The 26,363-nt window shown below is 72.2% G+C and carries 17 protein-coding genes; 10 read left to right on the forward strand and 7 right to left on the reverse strand.

The features are described from left to right. Nucleotides 1–466 precede the first annotated feature (466 nt). Nucleotides 467–4,222, reverse strand: coding sequence for a GH92 family glycosyl hydrolase (locus AC5K6T_RS10090; protein ID WP_493207699.1), 3,756 nt, complete (start codon nt 4,220–4,222; stop codon nt 467–469). A 404-nt stretch (nt 4,223–4,626) separates the two neighbouring features. Here AC5K6T_RS10090 and ngcE point away from each other — a divergent pair, with 404 nt between their 5' ends. The 8 genes from ngcE (at nt 4,627) to dxs (ending at nt 15,403) form a co-directional block, all read left to right on the forward strand. Beyond that, a complete protein-coding gene (gene ngcE / locus AC5K6T_RS10095; protein ID WP_493207701.1) occupies nt 4,627–6,084 on the forward strand; it encodes an N-acetylglucosamine/diacetylchitobiose ABC transporter substrate-binding protein in 1,458 nt (485 codons plus the stop codon). 123 nt (nt 6,085–6,207) lie between these two features. Then, a complete protein-coding gene (locus AC5K6T_RS10100; protein ID WP_493207703.1) occupies nt 6,208–7,137 on the forward strand; it encodes a carbohydrate ABC transporter permease in 930 nt (309 codons plus the stop codon). 198 nt (nt 7,138–7,335) lie between these two features. Further along, nucleotides 7,336–8,277 carry a carbohydrate ABC transporter permease gene (locus AC5K6T_RS10105; RefSeq protein ID WP_493207705.1) on the forward strand — a complete coding sequence of 314 codons (942 nt, stop codon included), beginning with the start codon at nt 7,336–7,338 and terminating at the stop codon, nt 8,275–8,277. A gap of 235 nt (nt 8,278–8,512) precedes the next feature. Continuing rightward, nucleotides 8,513–9,712, forward strand: a complete 1,200-nt coding sequence (locus AC5K6T_RS10110) for an ROK family transcriptional regulator (protein ID WP_493209265.1) — start codon at nt 8,513–8,515, stop codon at nt 9,710–9,712. A 133-nt stretch (nt 9,713–9,845) separates the two neighbouring features. Next, the gene (locus AC5K6T_RS10115; protein WP_493209266.1) at nt 9,846–10,949 is read left to right on the forward strand and encodes a sugar ABC transporter substrate-binding protein; all 1,104 of its coding nucleotides are present in this window, start codon (nt 9,846–9,848) and stop codon (nt 10,947–10,949) included. A gap of 199 nt (nt 10,950–11,148) precedes the next feature. Beyond that, nucleotides 11,149–11,940, forward strand: coding sequence for an ATP-binding cassette domain-containing protein (locus AC5K6T_RS10120; RefSeq protein WP_493207707.1), 792 nt, complete (start codon nt 11,149–11,151; stop codon nt 11,938–11,940). After that, nucleotides 11,937–13,241 carry a sugar ABC transporter permease gene (locus tag AC5K6T_RS10125; RefSeq protein ID WP_493207709.1) on the forward strand — a complete coding sequence of 435 codons (1,305 nt, stop codon included), beginning with the start codon at nt 11,937–11,939 and terminating at the stop codon, nt 13,239–13,241. The genes AC5K6T_RS10120 and AC5K6T_RS10125 overlap by 4 nt, the downstream gene beginning before the upstream one ends. Before the next feature lie 218 nt (nt 13,242–13,459). Beyond that, nucleotides 13,460–15,403 (forward strand): 1-deoxy-D-xylulose-5-phosphate synthase, encoded by a 1,944-nt coding sequence (gene dxs / locus AC5K6T_RS10130; protein ID WP_493207711.1) that lies wholly within the window; start codon nt 13,460–13,462, stop codon nt 15,401–15,403. 325 nt (nt 15,404–15,728) lie between these two features. Here the strand turns inward: dxs and AC5K6T_RS10135 are convergent, their stop codons facing one another. Further along, nucleotides 15,729–16,109 carry a PIN domain-containing protein gene (locus tag AC5K6T_RS10135; RefSeq protein ID WP_493207713.1) on the reverse strand — a complete coding sequence of 127 codons (381 nt, stop codon included), beginning with the start codon at nt 16,107–16,109 and terminating at the stop codon, nt 15,729–15,731. A 231-nt stretch (nt 16,110–16,340) separates the two neighbouring features. Here AC5K6T_RS10135 and AC5K6T_RS10140 point away from each other — a divergent pair, with 231 nt between their 5' ends. Then, nucleotides 16,341–17,354, forward strand: a complete 1,014-nt coding sequence (locus AC5K6T_RS10140) for a DUF8189 domain-containing protein (RefSeq protein ID WP_493209268.1) — start codon at nt 16,341–16,343, stop codon at nt 17,352–17,354. 219 nt (nt 17,355–17,573) lie between these two features. On the opposite strand, the gene AC5K6T_RS10145 is transcribed toward AC5K6T_RS10140, so the two are convergent. The 5 genes from AC5K6T_RS10145 to AC5K6T_RS10165 all read right to left on the reverse strand — a co-directional run bounded on the left by AC5K6T_RS10145 (nt 17,574) and on the right by AC5K6T_RS10165 (nt 25,198). Continuing rightward, nucleotides 17,574–19,703, reverse strand: a complete 2,130-nt coding sequence (locus tag AC5K6T_RS10145; protein WP_493207715.1) for a 3-hydroxyacyl-CoA dehydrogenase NAD-binding domain-containing protein — start codon at nt 19,701–19,703, stop codon at nt 17,574–17,576. Beyond that, on the reverse strand, nt 19,700–20,917 hold the full coding sequence (locus tag AC5K6T_RS10150) for a thiolase family protein (RefSeq protein ID WP_493207717.1): 1,218 nt from the start codon (nt 20,915–20,917) through the stop codon (nt 19,700–19,702). Before AC5K6T_RS10150 ends, AC5K6T_RS10145 begins: the two co-directional genes overlap by 4 nt. 285 nt (nt 20,918–21,202) lie before the next feature. Beyond that, the gene (locus AC5K6T_RS10155) at nt 21,203–22,492 is read right to left on the reverse strand and encodes an HRDC domain-containing protein (RefSeq protein ID WP_493207719.1); all 1,290 of its coding nucleotides are present in this window, start codon (nt 22,490–22,492) and stop codon (nt 21,203–21,205) included. A 269-nt stretch (nt 22,493–22,761) separates the two neighbouring features. Further along, the gene (locus AC5K6T_RS10160; protein ID WP_493207721.1) at nt 22,762–23,424 is read right to left on the reverse strand and encodes a LuxR C-terminal-related transcriptional regulator; all 663 of its coding nucleotides are present in this window, start codon (nt 23,422–23,424) and stop codon (nt 22,762–22,764) included. A 1,084-nt stretch (nt 23,425–24,508) separates the two neighbouring features. After that, nucleotides 24,509–25,198 carry a DUF3000 domain-containing protein gene (locus tag AC5K6T_RS10165; protein WP_493207723.1) on the reverse strand — a complete coding sequence of 230 codons (690 nt, stop codon included), beginning with the start codon at nt 25,196–25,198 and terminating at the stop codon, nt 24,509–24,511. A 97-nt stretch (nt 25,199–25,295) separates the two neighbouring features. Here AC5K6T_RS10165 and hemE point away from each other — a divergent pair, with 97 nt between their 5' ends. Next, nucleotides 25,296–26,363, forward strand: coding sequence for a uroporphyrinogen decarboxylase (hemE, locus tag AC5K6T_RS10170; protein ID WP_493207725.1), 1,068 nt, complete (start codon nt 25,296–25,298; stop codon nt 26,361–26,363).

Here is a 26,363-nt window from a genome sequence, read left to right on the forward strand (position 1 = left end):
CGGGTGCCCCGCCGGGCCGATCGCCGGGCGGGCAGGCGGGCAGGCAGGCGGGCAGGCGGGCAGGCGGGCGGTCCGGGCGGAGGGCGCCGTGTCCGGCGGAGCGGCGGGCACGCGGCACGCACCGGGACGCCCACGCGGAGCGGACCCGGTGGCCCTGCTGTTCCGTGGGGGGACCACCGGGTCCGCGAGCCGGACGGGCCGAGGGCGCTCGGGCCGTGGGGAGCGGCCCGTCCGGGGCCGGGTGAGCATCGGGGGCGGGGTGTCGGGTCCGGGCGGGCTCCGGGTCCGGGCGGTCTCCGGGGCCGGCTGAAGCCGGGCCCGGCCGGGCGGCGCCGGGACGGCGGACCGGAGCACGGGCCCGCCCGCACCGGGGCCCCGCCCGCCCGTCGCGGGGTGCGGAGCCCCGCCCCGCCGGCCGTACGGCGCGGCGCGCGGCCGCGTCCCGGCGTACGGCGCCCCGCCCCGCTCAGGCCAGCAGTTCGACCTCCGCCAGGACCGCCTCACCCGGCAGCACCAGCCGGTAGTGCGCGTAGGCGCCCGGTCTGCCCACCGAGAACGCGCGCAGCTGCCGGTCCCAGCGGAAGGACTCCCCGGAGCGGGTGTCGAGGGTCCGCCACCTCGTGCCGTCGGCCGAGCCCTGGAGGGTCCAGGCCGTCGGTGCCGCGGCGCGGTCGGCGGGCGAGGTGAGCGTGTACTGCACGGCCCTGGTACGGCCGGACACCGGCAGGTCCACCGTGGTGACGGCCTGCTCGGTCGCCGAGGTGTCGTCGAACAGGGCGCCGGAGCCGGTGACGGCGTCGCTGCGCGGCGACGGCACCCGGTCGTCACGGGTGAGGGAGACGGGCGCGGCGTCGCGGCCCGTGCCCCAGCCGGACGGGCGCGGGCCCATCGCGAACTCCAGCACACCGCCGCGCGCGAGCAGCCGGTGCGGGAGCGCGGTGGACCGCCACGGCCTGCCGTCGAACCGCACACCCTGCACGTACACGTTGCGGGCGCTGTTGCGGGGTGCCTTGACGACGAGGTCCCGGCCGTTCTCCAGGTGCACGGTCGCCCTGGTGAACAGCGGCGATCCGATGGCGTACTCCCCGCTGCCCATCACCAGCGGGTAGAAGCCGAGGGCGGAGAAGAGGAACCAGGCCGACTGCTCGCCGTTGTCCTCGTCGCCGTGGTAGCCCTGGCCGATCTCGCTGCCGGTGTAGAGGCGGGAGAGCACCTCGCGCACCGCCGCCTGTGTCTTCCAGGGCTGTCCTGCCGCGTCGTACATGTAGAGGGCGTGGTGGGCGACCTGGTTGGAGTGCCCGTACATGCCCATCCGCACGTCCCGGGCCTCGGTCATCTCGTGGATCACTCCGCCGTAGGAGCCGACGAACTCGGGGGAGGCGGTCTCGGGGGTGGCGAGGTAGGTGTCGAGCTTGTCGGCGAGCGCGGAGCGGCCGCCGTAGAGGTTGGCCAGGCCCCGGCTGTCCTGAGGGGCGGTGAAGGCGTAGCCCCAGCCGTTGGTCTCGGTGTAGTCGTGGCCCCACACGCGCGGGTCGTACGAGCCGGACGGCACCCGCCAGCCGCCCCGGGCGTCGCGGCCCTGGAAGAAGCCGGCGTCGGAGTCGAAGAGGTTGACGTAGTCCTGCGCGCGGTCGAGGAAGTAGGCGGACTCCTCCCGGTAGCGGCGCTCGCCGGTCTCCCGGTACAGGGCCTGGCCCATCCGTGCGATGCCGTAGTCGTTGAGGTAGCCCTCCAGCGCCCAGGACAGGCCCTCGTGGGTGGCGGTGCTGGTGTAGCCGAGGAAGGGCGAGGTGGCCATGCCCTTGCGGCCGACGCCCGAGGACGGCGGGACGACGGTGGCGTTCTTCACGGCGGCGTCGTAGGCGGCCTCCGCGTCGAAGTCGACCCCCTTGACGTAGGCGTCGGCGAACGCCACGTCGGAGGAGGTGCCGGTCATCAGGTCGGCGTAGCCGGGCGAGGACCAGCGCGAGGTCCAGCCGCCGTCCTTGTACTGCTGCACGAACCCGTCGGTCATCTCCCCGGCCTGACGCGGGGTCAGCAGCGAGTAGGCCGGCCAGGTGGTGCGGTAGGTGTCCCAGAAGCCGTTGTTGACGTACACCTTGCCGTCCACGATCTTCGCGCCGGTGCGGGTGGGGGTGTCCGGGCCGGGCATCGGGGAGAACGGGGAGGCGTACTTGTACGTCGAACCGACCTTCTCGAAGCCGGAGTTCGGGTAGAGGTAGAGCCGGTACAGGCTGGAGTACAGGGTGGTCAGCTGGTCCGGGGTGGCGCCCTCCACCTCCACCTTGCCGAGCAGCCGGTCCCACTGGCGCCGGGCGCGGGCGCGGACGTCGTCGAAGCCGGTGCCGTCCGGGATCTCCTGGCGCAGGTTGTCCCGGGCCTGGTCGACGCCGATCAGCGAGGTGGCCAGGCGGAGGGTGACGGTGCGGTCGTCCCCGGCGTCGAACCGCAGACGGCCCGTGACGCCGCTGGAGCCCGAGCCGGTGACGGGCCGGTCGAACTCGCCGTACACGAAGAGGCGGGTCGCGCCGGTCGACAGGCCCGACTTGACGTCGGAGTAGGCGGTGAAGGTGCCGCTGTCCGGGTCGAGCGTCAGCCCGGCCTGGTCGGTGACGTTGTCGAACAGCACGCTCGCGTCGTCGCCGGGGTAGGTGAACCGCAGGACCGCCGCATGGTCGGTCGGGGTCATCTCGGCCTTCAGACCGTTCTCGAACGTCACCCCGTAGTAGTACGGGCGCGCGGTCTCCCGCTCGTGCCGGAAGGCCAGTTCGCGGGCCTCCCGGCCGGTGTCCGGGGTGCCCCCGGCCGCCGACGGCATCACCTGGAAGGTCTGGCGGTCGCCCATCCAGGGGCTGGGCTCGTGGCTGGCGCTGAACGCCTGGATGGTGGGCAGGTTGTCGTCGTTGTTGGCCCGCGCGTAGTCGTACAGCCAGCTCAGCGAGCCCGCGTTGGTGACCGGCGTCCAGAAGTTGAAGCCGTGCGGTACGGCGGTCGCGGGGAAGGTGTTGCCGCGGGAGAAGCCGCCGCTGGAGTTGGTGCCGCGGGTGGTGACGGCGTAGTCCGACAGGTGTGCCTTCGGCCGTTCCCGCCGCGCGGGCGCGATGCGCACGTCGTCGAGCCAGCCGCGGAACCGGGCGGGCCCGGCGGGGGAGTCGTACGCGATGAGGACCCGGTCGACGGTGCGGCCCGCGGCGACCGAGCCGATCCGCGCGACGACGTTGTTCCACTGGTTGACGTAGAGGATCTTCGCGGCGCCCTGGCCGCGCGGGCTGAGCGGGAAGCCGTGCTGGTCGCGCGCGCCGAGGTCGCTCAGATAGCTGCCGTCGGTGAAGGCCAGGTCCACCGCGACGTGGGTGGCGTCGTAGTCGCGGTCGTCGCCGGCCATGGACGGGAAGATCCGGTACGACAGCTCGGTGTCGCGGTGCACGGCCACGTCGACGTCGAAGACCTTGTTGTACGAGTAGGCGCGGCCGTCCGCGGTGTGGCGGCCCGCGTAGCGCAGCGCGCGCCGGCCGGTGAAGCCGGCCGCGGCCTTCGCGGTCGGCGACCCGGTCGGGCCGCGGTCGACCAGCGACAGCATGTCCTGCGGCACGGGCCCGTCGCCGGCGCCGGTGGAGAACTGGACGTCGGCGAGCTGGGTGATGGCGGCGGCGCCGTTGTTGCGGGTGATCTCCAGCCGGAAGTACCGGTAGGCGGCCGGTTCGGGGAGGTCGAAGGTCCGGGTCTGGAAGCGCTCGGTGAAGCTCTCGTCGCTGCGGGTGTCGAGCGTGCTCCAGTCCGCGCCGTCGGCCGAGCCCTTCAGGGTCCAGTCCCGCGGGTCGCGCTCGGCGGCGTCGTTGGCCGAGGTGAGTGCGTACGTGGCGAGCAAGACCGTTGTGTCCAGTTCGAACTCGGCCCAGCCGGTGGGCTGGAACACCAGCCACTTGGTGCTCGGCTCGCCGTCGACGAGGTTCTCCTTGACCTCCCCGGCGCCGGCGTTCTCCCCGCTGGCCCGTACGTCCGTGACGTGGTCGGTCACGTTGCCGGGGATGCCGCTGCTGTAGCCGCCGTCGACGCCCGAGGCGCGCCTGCCCCCGCCGGGGGCGTCCTCGACGGTGTTCAGCCAGTCCGGTGCCGGCTCTTGGGCCTCGAAGGAGGAGGCGAACTCCCGGTCCGCCGGGCGGGCCTCCGGCGGCAGGGCGACGGCGGCCCCCTGCGAGCCCACCGCCAGGGCGAAGACCATGGTCAGGGTGGCCGCCGCACCCCATCTGTGCCGAACTCCGTGCACAAGCCCTCCCAGCACCTCGGACAACGTTGTCAGCTGTGTGTGCAAGGTCCAGTAGTGGCTCAAGTGGCCTTGTCTGTCAAGGGTGTTGGGCGTGGCGTCCGGGGGCAATGTCGTGAATTCCCCCGGACGGGACCGTGCGGCGGGCGGATATTTCCGCGAGGTCTCAACTCGGAAAAGACCGGCGGCGAACCTTGCATTCGATCTTGCTCCGCTGGCGGGAAGTGGACTATACCTGTCGGCGATCCCGGACCTTCCGCTGAGTTCCGGAGCAGTTCGTGCACGACCCAGCTTGACCCCACCGCGGTGCCGGCGAGGATCCGGTTCACCGCCTGAGTCCTGGAGAAGGCGAGGACTTGAGCATGGGATCCACATCCGCCGAGAACACCGGTGCGGACAACTCCGCAGCGGGTGTCGGCCGCCGTGATCTGATCAAACGATCGGCCGCACTCGGACTGGTCGCCGTGCCCTCGATGGGCCTGATGTCCGCCTGCGCGAGCGGCGGCGGCAGCGACGATTCCGGTCAGGACACCAAGGGCGAGACGTCCAAGGACAACCCCTTCGGTGTGAAGAAGGGCAGCAAACTCGACGTCGTCATCTTCAAGGGCGGCTACGGCGACGACTACGCCAAGGCGTGGGAGGCCGGCTTCGAGAAGAAGTGGGGCGTCACCTCCGCCCACACCGGCACGCAGGAGATCACCGGAAAGCTCCAGCCGCGCTTCAACGGCGGCAACCCGCCGGACATCGTCGACGACTCCGGCGCCCAGGCGATCAAGATCGACGTCCTGAACAAGAACGGCCAGCTCCTCGACCTCGCCGAGGTCCTGGACGCCCCGTCGGTGGACGACCCGTCGAAGAAGGTGCGCGACACCGTCATCGCGGGCACCCTGGACGCCGGCCTGCAGGAGGGCAAGGTCGTCGCCCTGAACTACATCTACACGGTCTGGGGCCTGTGGTACTCGGGCAAGCTCTTCGCCGAGAAGGGCTGGGAGGAGCCCAGGACCTGGGACGACTTCCTCGCCGTCTGCAAGGACGCCAAGTCCCAGGGCATAGGCGGCCTGGCCCACCAGGGCAAGTACCCGTACTACATCAACGTCGCCATCATGGACCTGATCGCCAAGACCGGCGGCCTGGACGCCATGAAGGCGATCGACAACCTCGACCCCCAGGCGTTCGTCGGCTCCGACGCCGCAAAGGCCGCGGTCGAGGCGGTCTACGAGGTCGTGGAGAAGGGCTATCTGCTGCCCGGCACGAACGGCCTGACCCACACCGAGTCGCAGACCCGCTGGAACCAGTACAAGGCCGCGTTCATCACCTGCGGCTCCTGGCTGGAGAACGAGCAGCTGAAGCAGACGCCCGAGGACTTCGACATGAAGTTCATGCCGATGCCGCTGCTGCCGGACAGCGCCATGCCCTACGAGGCGATCCGGGCCGGCTCGGGCGAGCCGTTCATCATCCCGGCGAAGGCCGCCAACCTGCCCGCGGCCAAGGAGTTCATGCGGATGATGCTGTCCCGCGAGTGGTCGACGCTGTTCGCCAAGGAGGCGAACTCGCTGACCATCCTCAAGGACGGCGTCGACCCGGGCGTACAGCTGCGGCCGGGGACGCAGTCCACCGTCGAGGCCTCCAAGGCGGCCGGGGACAACACCTTCCGCTTCCTGTACACCGAGTGGTACAGCGAGATGGACACGGCCATCCAGAACGCCTCCAACGAGCTGATGGCCAAGCGCATCCAGCCCGCCGAGTGGCTGAAGCGGGCGCAGGCCGCGGTGGACAAGGCCGCGAAGGACCCGGCGGCCAAGAACAACCGCCGGGAATAGCGGTTCCGGGTTTCGCCGCGGGGGCGCGGGGATGCGCGGGCCGGGGACTCGTCCGGCCTGTCGCGCGGTTCCCCGCGCCCCTCGGGGCGTTGTGGTGACCGTCGCCATCAGAGGGGCTCGGAGATGCGTAAAGGGCAGTATCGTTTCGTCGCGGGGTTTCTCTTCGCCCCGGTGGCGCTCTATGTGGTGTTTGTGATCTGGCCCTATCTCCAGACGATCGGCTATTCGCTGACCGACTGGAAGGGGCAGTCGCAGACGTTCCGTTTCGTCGGTCTGGACAACTACCGGGAGTTGTTCAGGGACGACATCTTCATGAGTGCCATCTGGCACAACATCCTGTTCCTGGTCTTCATCCCGGTCATCACCATCCTGCTCGCGCTGTTCTTCGCGTTCATGCTGAACGCGGGCGGTCGCAGCCGGGCCGGCGGGGTCGCGGGGGTCGCCGGATCGAAGTTCTACAAGGTGGTCTACTTCTTTCCGCAGGTGCTCTCGCTGGCCATTCTCGCCGTGCTGTTCGGCGCCGTGTACCGCAGTGACGGCGGCGGCATGCTGAACGGCCTGCTGATGAAACTGGGACTGGTCGAGGAGAGCAGCCCGGTGGAATGGCTCAACGAGCCGGGCATGGTGCTGTGGATGCTGATGATCGTGGTCATCTGGCACGGCGTCGGCTTCTATCTGGTGCTGTTCTCGGCGGCCATGCAGTCCGTCCCGCGCGACATCTACGAGGCCGCGCTCATCGACGGCGCCGGCCGCGCCCAGTCGTTCTTCCGCATCACGCTGCCGCTGCTGTGGGACTCGGTGCAGACCGCCTGGGTCTACCTCGGCATCGCCGCGATGGACATGTTCATCCTGGTGTCCACCATGACCGCCGGCGACTTCGGCGGCGGCCCGGACCACCACAGCGAGGTCATGGCGACCGTGATGATGCGCAACTTCCTCATCTACGGCAAGAGCGGCTACGCCTGCGCCATGGGCGTGATCATGCTGCTGCTCACCCTGATCCTGTCCATGGTCATGCTGCGCGCCACCCGCCGTGAGCGCATCGAGTTCTAGGGCGTGTTTCGAAGGTCCCGCCTGCCTGGCGGCGTCTGGCACGCACGCTCGCCGCGTTGTCGGGCTCGCCCCGATACATCCAGTATCGGGGCGACCCTCCGCCTTGCGATCGCACGCACCAGACGCCGCCAGGCCTGCCCTTCGGGCAGACGACGCTACTTTCGAAACACGCCCTAGAGCGGGAGAGAGACGACCGACATGAGCGCACCCATCGACGACACCCGTACCCACGCCGGGAAGGCCGCGGCCCTGCCCGCCCAGCGGTCCCCGGGCCGGCTCCCCGACCGGGGCGGCGTCCGCGGCGAGGGCGTGGTGCTGAACGTCTTCTCGCACGGCTTCCTCGCCGTGTGGGCCCTGCTGATCGTGCTGCCGCTGCTGTGGCTGGTGCTCAGCTCCTTCAAGACCGACGCCCAGATCGGCGGCTCGGCCTTCGGCTGGCCGCGGAACTGGGACCTGGACGTGTTCGTGCGCGCCTGGGACAAGGGCATCGGCGACTACTTCCTCAACACCGTGATCGTGCTCGCCCTCTCGGTGCCGCTGACGATGCTCCTCGGCTCGATGGCGGCCTACGTGCTGGCGCGCTACCGATTCTGGGGCAACCGCGCGCTGTACTACTTCTTCGTCGCCGGCGCGATGTTCCCGGTGTTCCTCGCCCTGGTCCCGCTGTTCTTCATGGTCAAGCGGCTGGACATGCTGAACACCTACCAGGGGCTGATCCTGGTGTACGTCGCCTACTCGATGCCGTTCACGGTGTTCTTCATGCACGCCTTCTTCCGGACCCTGCCGTCGGCGGTGTTCGAGGCGGCGATCCTGGACGGGGCCTCGCACACCAGGACCTTCTTCCAGGTGATGCTCCCGATGGCCAAGCCGGGCCTGATCAGTGTGGGCATCTTCAACACGCTGGGGCAGTGGAACCAGTTCATCCTGCCCACGGTGCTGATGCAGCCGCAGAGCGGAGACGATCCCGAGCGCTACGTCCTGACCCAGGGACTGATCCAGCTCCAGCAGCAGCAGGGCTACGCCACCGACCTGCCGGTGCTGTTCGCGGGCGTGACCATCGCCATGATCCCCATGCTCGTCGTGTACCTGTCGTTCCAGCGCCAGGTCCAGGCCGGACTGACCTCCGCGACCCTGAAGTGATCTCCGGTCACCCCTCCGGCCAGGGGTGACCGGAGAAACGACCGACAGCCGCCGACAGCCGCCGGCTCCCAGCACGCCGCTCCCGGCCCCCGGGGGCGGCGTGCCGTCGTGTGTCCATGCTCGCTGAAAGTGTTCAACCTCTTGACGGGAGTCACCCCGAACGGCTCAGCTTAGAGTTCACTAGTTGGACACGAACGGGGCCTCGCTGAAGCGGTCCCGCGCGCAGGAGGTCGTCGTGGAGACTCCGGGGTCGCAGTCGTCGCTGCACCGAGCCAACCTGGAGCGGGTGGTCCGCGCCGTCCGGTTGGCCGGATCCCTCACGCAGGCGGAGATCGCGAGGGCCACGGGCCTGTCGGCGGCGACGGTCTCGAACATCGTCCGCGAGCTCAAGAACGGCGGGACGGTCGAGGTCACCCCGACCTCGGCAGGCGGCCGCCGGGCCCGCAGCGTCAGCCTGAGCGGCGACGCCGGCATCGTCATAGGGATCGACTTCGGGCACACCCACCTCAGGGTCGCGCTCGGCAACCTCGCCCACCAGGTGCTGGCCGAGGAGGCCGAGCCGCTGGACGTGGACGCCTCCGCCGCACAGGGCTTCGACCGGGCGGAGGAGCTGGTCGGCCGCCTGGTCGCGGTGACCGGCGTGGACCGGGCCAAGATCGCCGGGGTGGGGCTCGGCGTGCCCGGCCCCATCGACGTGGAGTCGGGCACGCTGGGCTCCACCGCCATCCTGCCCGGCTGGACCGGTACCCGGCCCGCCCAGGAGCTCCGCGGCCGCCTGGGCGTCCCCGTGCACGTGGACAACGACGCCAACCTCGGCGCCCTCGGCGAGCTGGTCTGGGGGGCCGGCAAGGGCGTGCGGGACATGGCCTACATCAAGGTCTCCAGCGGTGTCGGCGCGGGCCTGGTGATCGACGGGAAGATCTACCGCGGCCCCGGCGGCACAGCGGGTGAAATCGGGCATATTACACTTGACGAATCCGGACCGGTCTGCCGCTGCGGCAACCGCGGCTGCCTGGAGACCTTCGCGGCGGCACGCTATGTGCTACCGCTCCTCCAGCCCAGCCACGGCACCGATCTGACCATGGAGGGCGTGGTCAGGCTGGCCAGGGACGGAGACCCGGGCTGCCGTCGGGTGATCGCCGACGTCGGCCGCCACGTCGGCAGTGGAGTCGCCAATCTCTGCAATCTGCTGAACCCGAGCCGGGTCGTCCTGGGCGGTGATCTCGCCGAGGCCGGCGAACTCGTGCTCGGGCCGGTCAGAGAGTCCGTCGGCCGCTACGCCATCCCCAGTGCGGCGCGCCAACTCTCCGTTCTCCCAGGGGCACTTGGCGGTCGTGCGGAGGTGCTCGGAGCGCTCGCCCTCGCCCTCGGCGAGGTGGGCGATTCGACCCTTCTGGACGGTGTTCCGTCCACAGCGGCGCCCGCCTTCACTTAGAGAACGGATGGCACCGTTGCCATCTCGTTAAGGATTTACTTCTTGACGCCGCACGTGTGGCCGAGTTGACTTCCAGCCACCTCGGCCGCAAGGACGCGGCCTCGTCAGGGAGGTTTCTGAAGTGAACACGCGTATGCGTCGTGCCGCCGTGGCTGTCGCCGCCACCGCAATGGCCGTTTCTCTCGCCGCCTGTGGCAGCGCCGACAAGGCGGACGGCGGCAGCGGCTCCAGCGAGTCCGCCGCTTCCAAGGGTGACAACGTCAAGATCGGTCTCCTGCTCCCGGAGAACCAGACGGCCCGTTACGAGAAGTTCGACCGTCCGCTCATCGAGCAGAAGATCAAGGAGCTGACGGGCGGCAAGGCGACCGTCGACTACAACAACGCCAAGCAGGACGCGAACCTGCAGGCGCAGCAGGTCGACACCATGATCACCAACAAGGTGGACGTCCTGATCCTGGACGCCGTCGACGCCAAGGCGATCAAGAACTCCGTCCAGAAGGCCGTGGACGCCGGCATCAAGGTCGTCGCCTACGACCGCCTCGCCGAGGGCCCCATCAGCGCCTACACCTCCTTCGACAACGTCCAGGTCGGCAAGACCCAGGGCGAGGCCCTTCTCGCGGAACTGGGCGACAAGGCCGGCAGCGGCCAGATCGTCATGATGAACGGCTCGGTCACCGACCCGAACGCGGCCAAGTTCAAGGAGGGCGCCCACTCCGTCCTCGACGGCAAGGTGAAGATCGGCAAGGAGTACGACACCAAGGAGTGGAAGCCGGAGAACGCCAACGCCAACATGGAGGCGGCGATCTCCGCGCTCGGCAAGGACAAGATCGTCGGTGTCTACTCCGCCAACGACGGCATGGCCGGCGGCATCATCACCGCCCTCAAGGCGGCCGGCATCAAGGGCATACCGGTCACCGGCCAGGACGCCGAGATCGCGGCCGTGCAGCGCATCGTCGCCGGCGAGCAGTTCATGAGCGTCTACAAGCCGTACGCCCCCGAGGCCGCCGCCGCCGCCGAGATGGCCGTGGCGCTCGCCAAGGGCGAGGACCTCGGCTCCATCGCCCAGGACAAGGTGTCCAGCGACAGCGCCGACGACGTGCCGTCCGTCCTGGTCGACGTCACCTCGCTGACCCAGGACAACATCAACGACACCGTCATCAAGGACGGCGTCTACACCGCCGACGAGATCTGCACCGGCAAGTACAAGGCCGCCTGCGACAAGCTCGGCATCAAGTAACACCCCCGAGGAGCGGCTGAAACGTCCCGCCACAGGTACGGGGACCCCCACCGGGGTCCCCGTACGGGACGGCAGCCCTCCTCCCGAAGGCTCCGCCGGCGCCCCGCGCCACACACAGCCCCGCAAGCTCGTCGCGGGGCGCCGGTCGGAACACCCCCCTTTCCTGCACAACCTTCCGCCGGGTCAGGCGGCGAAGGAGATGGTTCACGTGTCCGCTACGCCCGTGCTGGCGTTGCGCGGGGTCTCCAAGCGGTTCGGTGCCGTCCAGGCGCTCACCGACGTAGAGCTTGAGGTCCATGCCGGTGAGGTCGTCGCCCTGGTGGGCGACAACGGAGCCGGAAAATCCACGCTGGTCAAGACGATCGCCGGCGTGCACCCCATCGACGAGGGCGTCATCGAGTGGGGCGGCAAGGCCGTCACCATCAACAGGCCGCACGACGCCCAGTCCCTCGGCATCGCGACGGTCTACCAGGACCTCGCGCTGTGCGACAACATCGACGTCGTCGGCAACCTCTTCCTCGGCCGCGAGCTGCGGAAGTGGGGCGTCCTCGACGAGGTCGAGATGGAGCGCCGCTCCCGCGAACTGCTGCAGACGCTGTCGATCCGCATCCCCAGCGTCCGCATCCCGATCGCCGCGCTCTCCGGCGGTCAGCGCCAGACCGTGGCCATCGCCCGCTCGATGCTCGGCGAGCCCCGGCTGGTCATCCTCGACGAGCCCACCGCCGCCCTCGGCGTCGAGCAGACCGCCCAGGTCCTGGACCTGGTCGAGCGCCTCCGGGAGCGCGGCCACGCCGTGATCCTGATCAGCCACAACATGGCCGACGTGAAGGCCGTCGCCGACAAGGTGGCGGTGCTGCGACTCGGCCGCAACAACGGCGTCTTCGAGGTCAAGTCGACCTCGCAGGAGGAGATCATCTCCGCCATCACCGGCGCCACCGACAACGCCGTGACCCGCCGTGCGGCGCGCACGAACGGGGAGGCCTCCCAGTGAGCACCGACAAGACCTCCACCGCGGAAACGTCTCCGCAGGACGCGCACGTCGTGGAGAACCCCGAGGCCGCCGCCGGCTCGGACGTGGCCGTCGACCCCCGCCTCCTGGTCCGGGAGAAGGGCCTGGCGGGCTACGCCGGCGAGTTCAAGCGCAAGATCAAGGCCGGCGAGCTGGGCTCCATCCCGGTGATCATCGGCCTGTTCGTCATCTGCGTCGTCTTCCAGAGCCTGAACTCGGCCTTCCTGTCCGCCGAGAACCTCAACAACATCACCATCACGATGGTCGGCACCGGCATGATCTCGGTCGGCATCGTCTTCGTGCTGATGCTGGGCGAGATCGACCTCTCCGTCGGCTCCGTCAGCGGCGCGGCCAGCGCCATCGCCGCCGTCCTCGCGGTGAACCAGGGCTGGCCCGAGTGGCTCGCGGTGCTGTTCGCCGTCGGCGCCGGCGCGCTGATCGGCGCCCTGCACGGCTTCTTCTTCGCCGTCCTCGGTGCCCCGGCCTTCGCCGTCACCCTGGCGGGCCTGCTCTTCTGGCTCGGCTTCATGCTCCAGACACTGGGCGCCAACGGCACGATCAACCTCGACAGCGACGGCCTCATCGGCAAGCTGACCACGTACTACTTCACGGACATCGCCGCGGCGTACACCCTGGCGGCCGTCGTGACGGGCGTGTTCCTCCTCACCTCCTTCCTCGGCAACCGCCGGCGGGAGGCCGCGGGGGTCCCCTCCCGCCCGATGAGCGACACGCTGCTGCGCACCGCCGTGCTGGGCGTGATCTCCTTCGCCGCGGCCGCCATGTACAACCAGTACAAGGGTCTGCCGCTGGCCACCGTGATCTTCCTGGTGTTCCTGGTGGGCACGGACTTCCTGCTGCGCCGCACCCCCTACGGCCGCAAGGTGTTCGCGCTCGGCGGCAGCGTCGAGGCCTCGCGCCGGGCCGGCATCAACGTCACCGCGGTGCGCATCTCGGTGTTCGCGATCTCCGGCGGCTTCGCGGCCATCGGCGGTCTCTTCCTGGCCTCGAAGATCGCCTCGGCGAACCAGAGCGCCGGCACCGGCGACCTGCTGATGAACGCGATCGCGGCCGCTGTCATCGGTGGCACCTCGCTGTTCGGCGGCCGCGGCCGCACCTGGAACGCGCTGCTCGGTGTGCTGGTCATCGTGTCGATCCAGTACGGCCTCCAGCTGGAGTCCATCGCCGAACCGGTGAAGTACATGATCACCGCGGGCGTGCTGCTCACCACCGTGGTCATCGACTCCGTCACCCGCAAGACGCAGCGGACCGCCGGCCGGGCGTAGCGCCCACGCGCCCCTCGGCGCGTTCCCGGGGGCGTCCCGGCGGCGCGCCGGCCGGGCCGCGCGCCCGGGGCGTGTTCACCTGCGGAGCGCAGCCGGACGGCGGCGGGTAGACCCGATTGTGTGATCTGTGGACCGGCCCGGGAACCGTCGGCGCGGGCGGAACATTAGACTCGACGAGCCCGGCAACAGCTCGATCAGCTCTAAGCAAGGAGGCACGGGTGCCGCTGCTGACCCGCATCAGGGGACCGCGCGATCTGGACCGGCTCAGTCTGGAGCAGCTGGACCAGCTGGCAGAGGAGATCCGGACCTTCCTCGTGGACGCGGTGTCCAAGACCGGCGGCCACCTCGGCCCCAACCTGGGTGTGGTGGAGCTGACCATCGCCCTGCACCGCGTCTTCGAGTCGCCCAAGGACAAGGTGCTCTGGGACACCGGCCACCAGTCCTACGTGCACAAGCTGCTCACCGGCCGGCAGGACTTCTCCCGCCTGAAGATGAAGGGCGGCCTGTCCGGCTACCCCTCGCAGGCCGAGTCCGAGCACGACGTCATCGAGAACAGCCACGCCTCCACGGTGCTGGGCTGGGCCGACGGCATCGCCAAGGCCAACCAGCTCATGGAGCGCGACAGCCACGTCGTCGCCGTCATCGGCGACGGCGCCCTCACCGGCGGCATGGCCTGGGAGGCGCTCAACAACATCGCCGCCGCCAAGGACCGCCCCCTGGTCATCGTCGTCAACGACAACGAGCGCTCCTACGCCCCCACCATCGGCGGCCTCGCCAACCACCTGGCGACCCTGCGCACCACCGAGGGCTACGAGCGCTTCCTGGCCCGCACCAAGGACCTCCTGGAGCGCACCCCGGTGGTCGGCAAGCCCCTGTTCGACACCCTGCACGGGGCGAAGAAGGGCCTGAAGGACTTCATCGCCCCCCAGGGCATGTTCGAGGACCTCGGCCTGAAGTACGTCGGCCCCATCGACGGCCACGACATCGAGGCCCTGGAGTCCGCGCTCGCCCGCGCCAAGCGGTTCGGCGGGCCGGTCATCGTGCACTGCCTCACCGAGAAGGGACGCGGCTACCAGCCCGCCCTCCAGGACGAGGCCGACCGCTTCCACGCCGTCGGCAAGATCCACCCCGACACCGGGCTGCCCATCGCCAGCTCCGGCGCCGACTGGACGTCCGTGTTCGGCGAGGAGATGGTCAGGCTCGGCGAGGAGCGCGAGGACGTCGTCGCCGTCACCGCGGCCATGCTCCAGCCCGTCGGCCTGGACCGGTTCGCCAAGCGGTTCCCCGACCGGGTCTACGACGTCGGCATCGCCGAGCAGCACGGCGCCGTCTCCGCGGCCGGCCTGGCGCACGCGGGGGTGCACCCCGTCTTCGCCGTCTACGCCACCTTCCTCAACCGCGCCTTCGACCAGGTCCTGATGGACGTCGCCCTGCACCGCTGCGGCGTGACCTTCGTCCTGGACCGGGCCGGTGTCACCGGCACCGACGGCGCCTCCCACAACGGCATGTGGGACATGTCGATCCTCCAGGTCGTCCCCGGCCTGCGGCTCGCCGCCCCGCGCGACGCCGACCAGGTCCGCGCCCAGCTCCGCGAGGCCGTCCAGGTCACGGACGCGCCGACCGTGGTCCGCTTCTCCAAGGGCGCCGTCGGCCCCGCCGTACCGGCCGTGAGCCGGGTGGGCGGCATGGACGTCCTGCGCGAGCCGGGCACCGGCCGGCCCGACGTGCTGCTGGTCTCCGTGGGCGCGCTGGCCCCGATGTGCCTGGAGATCGCCGGCCTGCTCGACAAGCAGGGCATCTCCACCACCGTCGTCGACCCGCGCTGGGTCAAGCCCGTCGACGAGGCGCTCGCCCCGCTCGCCGCCCGCCACCGCGTGGTCGTCACCGTCGAGGACAACTCCCGCGTCGGCGGCGTCGGCTCCGCCGTCGCCCAGGCGCTGCGCGACGCGGGTGTCGACGTGCCGCTGCGCGACTTCGGCATCCCGCCCCGCTTCCTCGACCACGCCTCGCGCGCCGAGGTCCTGGCCGAGATCGGCCTGACCGCCCCGGACATCGCCCGCCAGGTCACCGGTCTCGTCGCCAAGCTGGACGGCCTCGCCGACCGCCGGGAGGCGGCCGGCCCGACCGTGGCCGAGGCCGAGGTGGAACCCGCCCGCGACTGACACCGTGGCAACCGGGGACGGCCCGGTCCCGCCACCGTGCGAGCGGCGGGGCCGGGCCGTCCGCGTCCGCGCGGCCGGGAGACGGGGCGAGCGTCCGGCGCGGCTCGCGACGTCCGGCACGAGGCCTCGCCGCGTCGTCGGCCTCGCTCGCGCCCTCCGATCCGGGGGACGACGGGGGACGACCCTCCGCGCCGGGACCGTATGCCCGGTACGGGGCGCCCCCCCGGCGTTGCCGCTCCGGGCGCCGCGGGCCCCGCCCTGCGGGCGACCGCCCCGCGTGGCACGCCCCCGGCGGCCGGGCGCCGGGCGCGTCGTCCGGCACCGGTCAGGAGCCCGCCCCGCCCCCGCGCACCGTACGAGGCCCCGCGACGTCCGCGCCCAGCGCGGTGACCCTGCGCCGCAGCTCCCGGTCGGCGGTCACCACCAGACAGCCGCGGCCCCCGGCCTCCGCGACCAGCTCCACCATGCGGTCGTCCCCGCTGCCCTGCGCGGCTTCCACCCGCACCCCCGGCACGGACGTCACCCCTCGCGCCGCGCCCTCCACCACGAGCACGATCTCCAGCGGCTCGGAGCGGCCGGGCAGGCCGTCGGCCGCGAGCCGGTCGCGCAGCCGCTCCGCGGCGCCGCGCCGGTCCCGCCACCACCCGTCCGGCACCGACCCGACCACGTTCGCGCCGTCCACGATCACCAGCAGCGGCTCACTCATGCCCCACAGGGTGCCACGGCCCCTCACGCCCCCCGCACCTCCCTGTCCGGCACCTCCCCTGTCCGGGCACCTCCCTGCCCGGCCCCCGCGGCCCGGTGCCCTCCGCGGCCCCTGCCCTCCGCCCTCCGCCCTCCGCCGGCGGCCGGCCGCCGGCCCGGACCCGGTGACCGCGCTCGTGCCACCGGACGGCGGGCATCCGATTAGAGTAGGCGCGTGTCCAAGGCCCGCACTGTGAACGGCGACTGGCTCATACGGGGCCGGGACGGCCGTCTGAGCATCTACCTCCCCACCGACGACGCGGTCCTGTGCCGGGCCGAGACCGTCCCCGGCGGCCCCTGGGAGGCCGCCCGCAGGATCGGCGGCGACCAGCGCCTGCACGCCGGGGTCGCGGTCGGCCGGGGCGCCGACGGCTACGCCCATCTGGTGGCCTGGCGGCCCACCCGGCCGGGCGAGTCCGGCCTGGTCCACTCCACGCACTTCCGGCCGCTGCTCGCCCCGCTGGACTGGGCCTCGGTCGGCCACCCCAACCGGACGGGCGACCGCACCGGGGAGCCGGCCGTCGCCGTCGACACCGAGGGCCGCGCCTACCTCTTCGTGCGCAACCGCGGCAAGGGCGTGCACACCATCAACCAGAAGGAGCTCGGCGGCTGGAACACCTGGCAGGACCTGCGCGGCTCCAAGGCCGGCGAGCGGCTCGTCGCGGTCACCGGGGAGTCGGGCCGGGTCGAGGTGTACGCCACGAGCCCCGCGGGCGTGCTGCGCTGGATCCAGCAGGAGCCCGGCGGCCGGCCGGTGGCCGCCGACCCGCTCGCCGTCGACGCGGTCGCGGGCACGCTGGCCGCGCTGCCCACCTCCAAGGAGCACACGACCCTGTTCTACGCCGACACCGGCGGCATGCTCCACGCCTGGCGGGAGGGCGGCGAGCCGGTCGCGCTGCTCCCCGCCGCCGGGCCGGGCGCGCCGGCGGTCCTGCGCTGCGACGTCGACGGCCTCGACACCACCCTGCTCGCACAGCGTTCCGCCTCCGGCCGGGTCGCGCTCGCCTCCTGCCCCACCCAGCAGGAGGAGGCGGGGCTGCGGTGGGCGGAGTCGGGCCCGCCGCTGCCGCCGGACAGCCGGGTGGCGCTCGCCGAGGACGCCTCCGGCCGGGTCGTCGCCGCGAGCCTCACCCCCGACGGCACCCTCCGGCTGGCCCGCCGCGCGGACGGGCCGGGGCCGGTACTGGGGCCCTGGCAGGAGGTCTGAGCCCCGGGGCCGCCCGCCCGCCCGGCCGCCCCGCGCCGTGGCGTGCGCCGGTCCCGGTCGTGCGGCGCACTGCGTCCGTCGCGGTGAGACGCCGATGCCCGGCACATCCGCCGATGTGCCGGGCATCGTTCCCGTTCCTGCGGACCCCGGAGGGTCCTTGCGGCCCCGCGGTCCCTCCGCGCACTCTCGCGGGTTCTGCGGAGGGACCGTACGGCACGGTCACGCAGGGACGCTGGCCACGCCCTGCTCCAGGAACCGCTTGCCGTTGACGCGTTCGCTGACGCCCTCGCGGTCCAGGTACGGCGTGATGCCGCCCAGGTGGAAGGGCCAGCCGGCGCCGGTGATCAGGCACAGGTCGATGTCCTGCGCCTCGGCGACGACGCCCTCGTCGAGCATCAGCCCGATCTCCTGCGCCACCGCGTCGAGCACCCGGGCCCGTACCTGCTCCTCGGTCAGGACGGTGCCGCCCTGCTTCAGCAGCGCCGCGACCTCCGGGTCCAGCTCCGGCCTGCCGCTGTCGTAGACGTAGAAGCCGCGCTTGCCGGCCTCGACGACCGCCTTGAGGTTCGGGGAGACCGTGAAGCGGTCCGGGAACGCCCGGTTGAGGGTCTCCGAGACGTGCAGGCCGATCGCGGGGCCGACCAGCTCCAGCAGCACCAGCGGCGACATCGGCAGGCCGAGCGGCTCGACGGCCTTCTCGGCGACGTCGACCGGGGTGCCCTCGTCGATGACGTTCTGGATCTCGCCCATGAAGCGGGTCAGGATGCGGTTCACGACGAACGCCGGGGCGTCCTTGGTGAGCACCGCGGTCTTCTTCAGCTTCTTGGCGACGGCGAAGGCCGTGGCCAGCGAGGCGTCGTCGGTCTGCTCGCCGCGGACGATCTCCAGCAGCGGCAGGACCGCGACCGGGTTGAAGAAGTGGAAGCCGACCACGCGCTCGGGGTGCCGGAGCTTGGAGGCCATCTCCGACACCGACAGCGAGGAGGTGTTGGTGGCGAGGATCGCGTGCGCCGGGGCGACCGCCTCGACCTCGGCGAACACCTTCTGCTTGACCGTCATCTCCTCGAACACGGCCTCGATGACGAAGTCCGCGTCGGCGAAGCCCTCGGCCTTGTCCAGGACGCCGGTGACCAGGGCCTTGAGGCGGTTGGCCCGGTCCTGGCCGATCCGGCCCTTGCCGAGCAGCTTGTCGATCTCGGCGTGGACGTAGCCCACGCCCTTGTCGACGCGCTCCTGGTCGATGTCGGTCAGCACGACCGGCACCTCCAGGCGGCGCAGGAACAGCAGCGCGAGCTGGGAGGCCATCAGACCGGCGCCGACCACGCCGACCTTGGTGACCGGGCGGGCCAGGTTCTTGTCCGGGGCGCCGGCCGGGCGCTTGCCGCGCTTCTGCACCAGGTTGAAGGCGTAGATGCCGGAGCGGAGCTCGCCGCCCATGATCAGGTCCGCGAGGGCCTGGTCCTCGGCGTCGAAGCCCTTCTGCAGGTCGCCGTCCTTGGCGGCCTCGATGATGTCCAGGGCGCGGTAGGCGGCCGGGGCGGCGCCGTGCACCTTGCTGTCGGCGATGAAGCGGCCCTTGGCGACGGCCTGGTCCCAGGCCTCGCCGCGGTCGATCTCCGGGCGCTCGATCCGGACGTCGCCGTTGAGGACGGACGCCGTCCACACCAGGGAGCGCTCCAGGAAGTCGGCGCCCTCGAACAGGGCGTCGGCGATGCCCAGCTCGAAGACCTGACGGCCCTTGAGCTGCTTGTTCTGGTTGAGGCTGTTCTCGATGATGACCGAGACGGCCTTCTCGGCGCCGATCAGGTTCGGCAGGACGGCGCAGCCGCCCCAGCCGGGTACCAGGCCGAGGAAGACCTCGGGCAGCGAGAAGGCGGGCAGGGCCTTCGACACGGTCCGGTAGGTGCAGTGCAGGCCGACCTCGACGCCGCCGCCCATCGCGGCACCGTTGTAGTACGCGAAGGTCGGCACGGCGAGCGCGGACAACCGCTTGAAGACGTCGTGGCCGCCCTTGCCGATGGCCAGGGCGTCCTCGTGGCGCTTGAGCAGCTCCACGCCCTTGAGGTCGGCGCCGACGGCGAAGATGAACGGCTTGCCGGTGATGCCGACGCCGACGATCTCGCCGTCCGCGGCCTCCTTCTCGACCTGGTCGATGGCGGTGTTGAGGTTCGCCAGCGAGGCCGGGCCGAAGGTGGTCGGCTTGGTGTGGTCGAAGCCGTTGTCCAGCGTGATCAGGGCGAAGCGCCCGGCGCCGGCGGGCAGGTCGAGGTGGCGGACGTGCGCGGACGTCACGACCTCGTCGGGGAAGAGGGCGGCCGCGCCCTTCAGAAGCTCAGCGGTGGTGCTCACTTGTCCCCCTCGAAGTGCGGGTTCTCCCAGATGACCGTCGCGCCCATGCCGAAGCCGACGCACATGGTGGTCACGCCGTAGCGGACGTTCGGCTGCTCCTCGAACTGGCGGGCCAGCTGCGTCATCAGGCGGACGCCGGAGGAGGCCAGCGGGTGGCCGAAGGCGATGGCGCCGCCGTACTGGTTGACGCGCGCGTCGTCGTCGGCGATGCCGTAGTGCTCCAGGAAGGCCAGCACCTGGACGGCGAAGGCCTCGTTGATCTCGAACAGGCCGATGTCGGAGATGCTCAGGCCGGCCTGGGCGAGGGCCTTCTCGGTGGCCGGGATCGGGCCGTAGCCCATGACCTCGGGCTCCACACCCGCGAAGGCGTAGGAGACCAGGCGCATCTTGACCGGCAGGCCGTTCTCGCGGGCGAAGTCCTCGCTGGCGATGACCGAGGCGGTGGCGCCGTCGTTCAGGCCGGCCGCGTTGCCCGCGGTGACCCGGCCGTGGACGCGGAAGGGCGTCTTGAGGCCGGACAGGTTCTCCAGGGTGGTGCCCGGACGCATCGGCTCGTCGGCGGTGACCAGGCCCCAGCCGGTCTCGCCGGCCTCGGGGTTCGTGCGGCGCACCGAGACCGGCACCAGGTCCTGCTGGATCTTGCCGTCGGCGTACGCCTTGGCGGCCTTCTCCTGCGAGCGCACGGCGTACTCGTCGGCGCGCTGCTTGGTGATGGTCGGGTAGCGGTCGTGCAGGTTCTCCGCGGTCATGCCCATGAACAGGGCGGACTCGTCGACCAGCTTCTCGGAGACGAAGCGCGGGTTGGGGTCCACGGCCTCGCCCATGGGGTGACGGCCCATGTGCTCGACACCGCCGGCGATGACGGCGTCGTAGGCGCCGAAGGCGATGGAGCCGGCCGTGGTGGTCACGGCGGTCAGCGCGCCGGCGCACATACGGTCGATGGAGTAGCCCGGCACCGACTGCGGCAGTCCGGCCAGGATGCCCGCGGTCCGGCCCAGGGTCAGACCCTGGTCGCCGATCTGCGTGGTCGCGGCGATGGCGACCTCGTCGATCTTCTCGGGGTCCAGGCCGGGGTTGCGGCGCAGCAGCTCCCGGATCGCCTTCACGACCAGGTCGTCGGCCCGGGTCTCGTGGTAGATGCCCTTCGGGCCCGCCTTGCCGAACGGGGTGCGGACGCCGTCGACGAAAACGACGTCCCTGACGGTACGAGGCACGATGGCTCTCCTCCAGGGTGCGGGATGGCACTGCCGCGGCACGCTCGTACTGAGCGCGCGCTCAGACCATGCTACTTACGAGTAACGTAGCTGCACAGCCCTGTCGGCGCGAGCGGCGAAGGTCACACCGCCGAAGGTCCCGCCCGCAACCGCGCGGAGGCGGCCCCGGGGCGCGGGGGCGGCGCGGCCGGTGCCCGGCCGCGTGCCCGGGCGTGGCGCGCCGCCGGCCGGGACCCTCCCCGGCGCCGGAGAGGGTCCCGGCCGGCGCGGGGCGGCCGGCCCCGGTCAGGACGGCCGGGCGGACAGCGCCTTCACCAGGGCCGGTGTGACCTGCGCGATCTGCCACTCCCGCGCCCCGTACCCGGCGAGCGCGTCCGCCACCGAGCCGGCGTCGGCCGGGGCGGGCGGCTCCCAGCAGATCCGCCGTACGGTGTCCGGGGTGATCAGGTTCTCCTGCGGCATGGCGAGCCGCTCGGCCAGCTCCGAGACGGCCGCGCGGGCCGCGGACAGCCGCGCGGCGGCGGCCGGGTCCTTCTCGGCCCAGGCCCGGGGCGGCGGCGGCCCGGTCACCGGCTGCCCCTGCTGCGGCAGCTGCGCCTCGCCGAGCGCCCTGGCCCGGTCCACGGCGGCCTGCCACTGCTCCAGCTGCCGCCGCCCCATGCGGTGTCCGAAGCCGCCCAGCGCGGCGAGCGCGTGCGTGGTGGCGGGCACGGCGAGCGCGGCCTCCACGATGGCGGCGTCGGACAGCACCTTGCCCGGGGAGACGTCCCGGCGCTGAGCGATCCGGTCGCGGGTCTGCCACAGTTCCCGGACGACGGCCAGCTGCCGGCGCCGCCGCACCTTGTGCATCCCGGACGTGCGCCGCCAGGGGTCCTTGCGCGGCTCGGGCGGCGGCGCGGCCGCGATCGCGGCGAACTCCTCGCGGGCCCACTCGAGCTTGCCCTGCCGGTCCAGCTCCTTCTCCAGCGCGTCGCGCAGGTCGACGAGCAGCTCGACGTCGAGGGCGGCGTAGCGCAGCCAGGGCTCGGGCAGCGGGCGGGTCGACCAGTCGACGGCGGAGTGGCCCTTCTCCAGGACGTAGCCGAGCACCGACTCGACCATCGCGCCGAGGCCGACCCGCGGGAACCCGGCCAGGCGTCCGGCCAGCTCGGTGTCGAAGAGCCGCTCCGGGACCATGCCTATCTCGCGCAGGCAGGGCAGGTCCTGGGTGGCGGCGTGCAGAACCCACTCGACCCCGGACAGGGCCTGGTCCAGCCCGGACAGGTCGGGGCAGGCGACGGGGTCGATGAGCGCCGTTCCGGCGCCCTGGCGGCGCAGCTGCACCAGGTAGGCGCGCTGGCCGTAGCGGTAGCCGGAGGCGCGCTCGGCGTCCACGGCGACGGGGCCGGAGCCGGCGGCGAAGGCGGCGGTCACCTCGGCGAGGGCCCGCTCGTCGGCGACGACGGGCGGGATGCCCTCACGGGGTTCGAGCAGTGGGATCGGCGCCCCTGAAGCAGTGGATCCGTCGTCTTCCGGAGGGGCGCCTCCGGTGGTTCGCAGGGATGTGGCTGCTGCGGTCTCTTGGGCGTCGGTCACCTGTCAAGGGTATCCGGGCAGGGACGGCACTCGCCGACGGAACGTTCCGTCGGCGAGTGCCCGGGGGGAGAGAACCGGTCAGCCAGGGGAACCGGCTGGTGTGTGTCCGCTGCGGCGAGCGGGGCGCCGGGAGCGCCCGGTGCGGCGGACCCGGCGGGTCCGGCCGACCCGCGGGCCGGGGACCCCGGTGGCCTCGGTCGTCGGCGGGCTCGGGGGGCTCGGCGGGCTCGGTGGGGTCGGTGGGGTCGGTGGAGTCGGTCGTGCTCAGGTCAGTGGATGATGCCGGTGCGCAGGGCCACCGCCACCATGCCGGCCCGGTCACCGGTGCCGAGCTTGCGGGCGATGCGGGCGAGGTGGCTCTTGACGGTCAGGGCGGACAGCCCCATCGAGACGCCGATGGCCTTGTTGGACTGGCCCTCGGCGACCAGGCGGAGCACCTCGACCTCGCGGCCCGACAGCTCGCGGTAGCCGCCCGGGTGGCTCGGGGCACCCGGGGGGCGGCGGTGCATGCGGGAGGCGGCTCCGCCGAGGGGGGCGGCACCGGGCCGGGTGGGGAGCCCGACGTTGGTGCGGGTGCCGGTGACGACGTAGCCCTTCACGCCACCGGCCAGGGCGTTGCGCACGGCGCCGATGTCGTCGGCCGCCGACAGGGCCAGCCCGTTGGGCCAGCCCGCGGCGCGGGTCTCCGACAGCAGGGTCAGACCGGAGCCGTCGGGCAGGTGGACGTCGGCGACGCAGATGTCGCGTGGGTTGCCGATTCGGGGGCGGGCCTCGGCGATGGACGACGCCTCGATGACGTCGCGCACCCCGAGGGCCCAGAGGTGGCGGGTGACGGTCGAGCGGACACGCGGATCGGCGACGACGACCATGGCGGTCGGCTTGTTCGGACGGTAGGCGACCAGGCTTGCGGGCTGCTCAAGAAGAACGGACACCGGGCCTCCTGGGGTGCGGCGGCTATGAAGGTCACAGTCGTCTTCGGCAGCAAACCCGGCGCCCTTTAGAGAATGATCACGATCTAGTGAGTAACAATTCGTGCAATTCGGACAGATGGTCGATCGTTCGGCGACCGAATCGTGTCGTTCGATCGACTGCTCCTGACTGAAAGTGGCCGTATCGACAAAGAGACGCCCGGGGGTGCGTCGCGGACGCCGCACCCCGGGGCTCTCCGGCGCTTCACGGGGCCGGCGGGACACGCCGGGTTGTCCCGGACCGGCCGCCCCGGTCGGGCGCGCCCCCGGCGCCAGCGGTGCGGGCGGGCGGTGTGGCGTGGGTAGTGCGGTGCGGATGGTGCGGGTGGTGCGGGTGGTGCGGTGTGGCCGGGGCGTGGCGGCCGGGGCGTGGCGGGGACGGCCCGCCCTCGCAACGCCACCATGAGACCCCCCGGGGCCCGGCGGCCACGCAGGCCGTGGTGACCCCGGGTCCAAGGCCCCGAGCCCCGAGCCCCGAGCCCCGAGCCCCGAGCCCCGAGCCCCGAGCCCAGGCCCCAAGGCCCGAAGAGCCCGAGGCCCAGGCCCCAAGGCCCCGAGGCCCGAAGAGCCCGAGGGCGCGAAGCCCGGCGCGGCGTGCGTACGGCGGTCGGGGCGAGCGGCACAGGAGACGACCGGAAGGGCACGCGGTCGTGCCGGTCGTGCCGGTCATGCCGGCCGTGCGGGGCGGCCGTACCGTGCGGGGCGGCCGGCCGCGGAGTGCCCGCTCAGCGGCCGGCGCCGCCTGCGGCGGCCCCGCGTCCGCGCACCGGACGGCGCCCGGGCCGAGTGCCGGGACTGCCGGGCCTGCCGGGTCTGCCGGGCCTGCCGGGACTGATGGGACTGGTGGGACTGCCGGGACCGGTGGGGCTGCCAGGGCTGCGCGTCGCACGGTGTCGGGGTGCTCCGGGCCCGACCGGGCGACGGCGGACCGGGCCGTGCGGCGCCAAGGCGCCCCGCGCCGGGCGGTCGCGGCAGCGGTGCGCGCCCGGCGGGCCGTGAGGGTCCCGGCCACCGCCGGACGTCCCGCGCCGGGCGGTGCGCGCCGCGCTCAGCGGGGCTGGGGGCCGCGCCGCTGCGGGAGGGAGACCACCGAGGCGTCGCCCGGTCCGGCCGGGGGCAGCCCCGCGACCTGTGCGAGCAGATCGCACCAGGACGCCAGGTGCGCCGCGGTGTCCGGGACGCCGCCCAGCCCCTCCCGGGGGGTCCACGAGGCCCGGATCTCGATCTGGGAGGTCGGGGGGCGCGCCGACAGTCCGCCGAAGTGGTGGGAGCCGGCCCGGGTGACCGTGCCGCTCGGTTCGCCGTACGTCAGGCCGCGCGCCTGGAGCGCGCCCGTCAGCCAGGACCAGCACACGTCCGGCAGCAGCGGGTCGACCGCCATCTCGGGCTCCAGTTCGGCGCGCACCAGCGTCACCAGCCGGAACGTCCCGCGCCAGGCGTCGTGCCCGGCCGGGTCGTGCAGCAGCACCAGTCTGCCGTCCGCGAGGTCCTCTTCGCCGTCGACCACGGTGGCCTCCAGCGCGTACGCGTACGGGGCCAGCCGTTTGGGGGCCGGGGTCGGCTCCACCTCGATCTGCGGCCGGAGCCGGGCCGCCCGCAGCGCGTCGACGGCGGCGGTGAAGGGCAACGGCACCGTCGCCGCCGTGTGCCGGTCCGCCTCGCCTTCCGTCCCTTTCGCGTCCTTCCCCTCGTCCGTTCCGCCAGCGCCGTCCGACAGTCGTCCCTGAGCCGCAGCCATGCGGGGAAGAGTAAGGGGAACCGGGCCCGTGCGCAGGGCAAGACACCCGGCCGGGGTGCGGCCGGGTCCGCCCGGGGGCCGTGGGAGACTTGCCGTCGTGAGTGCCAACGGAAGCCCTGCGGGCCAGCAGCCGACAGCCACCTACGACTCCGCCTTCCTCAGGGCGTGCCGGCGTGAGCCCGTGCCGCACACGCCGGTGTGGTTCATGCGGCAGGCGGGCCGGTCGCTGCCGGAGTACCGCAAGGTCCGTGAGGGCATCGCCATGCTGGACTCCTGCATGCGGCCCGACCTGGTCACCGAGATCACCCTCCAGCCGGTGCGCCGGCACGGCGTCGACGCGGCCATCTTCTTCAGCGACATCGTGGTGCCGCTCAAGGCGATCGGGATCGACCTCGACATCAAGCCCGGCGTCGGCCCGGTGGTGGAGCGGCCCGTGCGCACCCGCGCCGACCTGGAGCGGCTGCGCGACCTGACGCCGGAGGACGTTCCGTACGTCACGGAGGCCATCGGCCAGCTCACCCGGGAACTGGGCGGCACGCCGCTGATCGGCTTCGCGGGGGCCCCGTTCACCCTCGCGAGCTATCTCGTCGAGGGCGGCCCGTCGCGGACGTACGAGAACGCCAAGGCGATGATGTTCGGCGACCCGGAGCTCTGGGCCGACCTGCTCGACCGCCTCGCGGAGATCACCGCCGCGTTCCTGGCGGTCCAGATCGAGGCCGGCGCGAGTGCCGTCCAGCTCTTCGACTCCTGGGCCGGCGCGCTCGCCCCCGCCGACTACCGCCGCTCCGTGCTGCCGGCCTCGGCGAAGGTGTTCCGCGCGGTCGGGCACCACGGCGTGCCGCGCATCCACTTCGGTGTCGGCACCGGTGAACTGCTGGGCCTGATGAGCGAGGCCGGCGCGGACGTCGTCGGCGTCGACTGGCGGGTCCGGCTGGACGAGGCCGCCCGGCGCGTCGGCCCCGGCAAGGCGCTCCAGGGCAACCTGGACCCGACGGTGCTCTTCGCGGGCCGGGAAGCCGTCGAGGCCAAGGCCCAGGAGGTCCTCGACTCCGCGGCGGGGCTGGAGGGCCACGTCTTCAACCTGGGCCACGGTGTGATGCCGTCCACCGACCCCGACGCCCTGACCCGGCTGGTGGACTACGTGCACACGAGCAGCGCCCGCTGA

The organism is Streptomyces sp. B8-7, assembly GCF_058833805.1.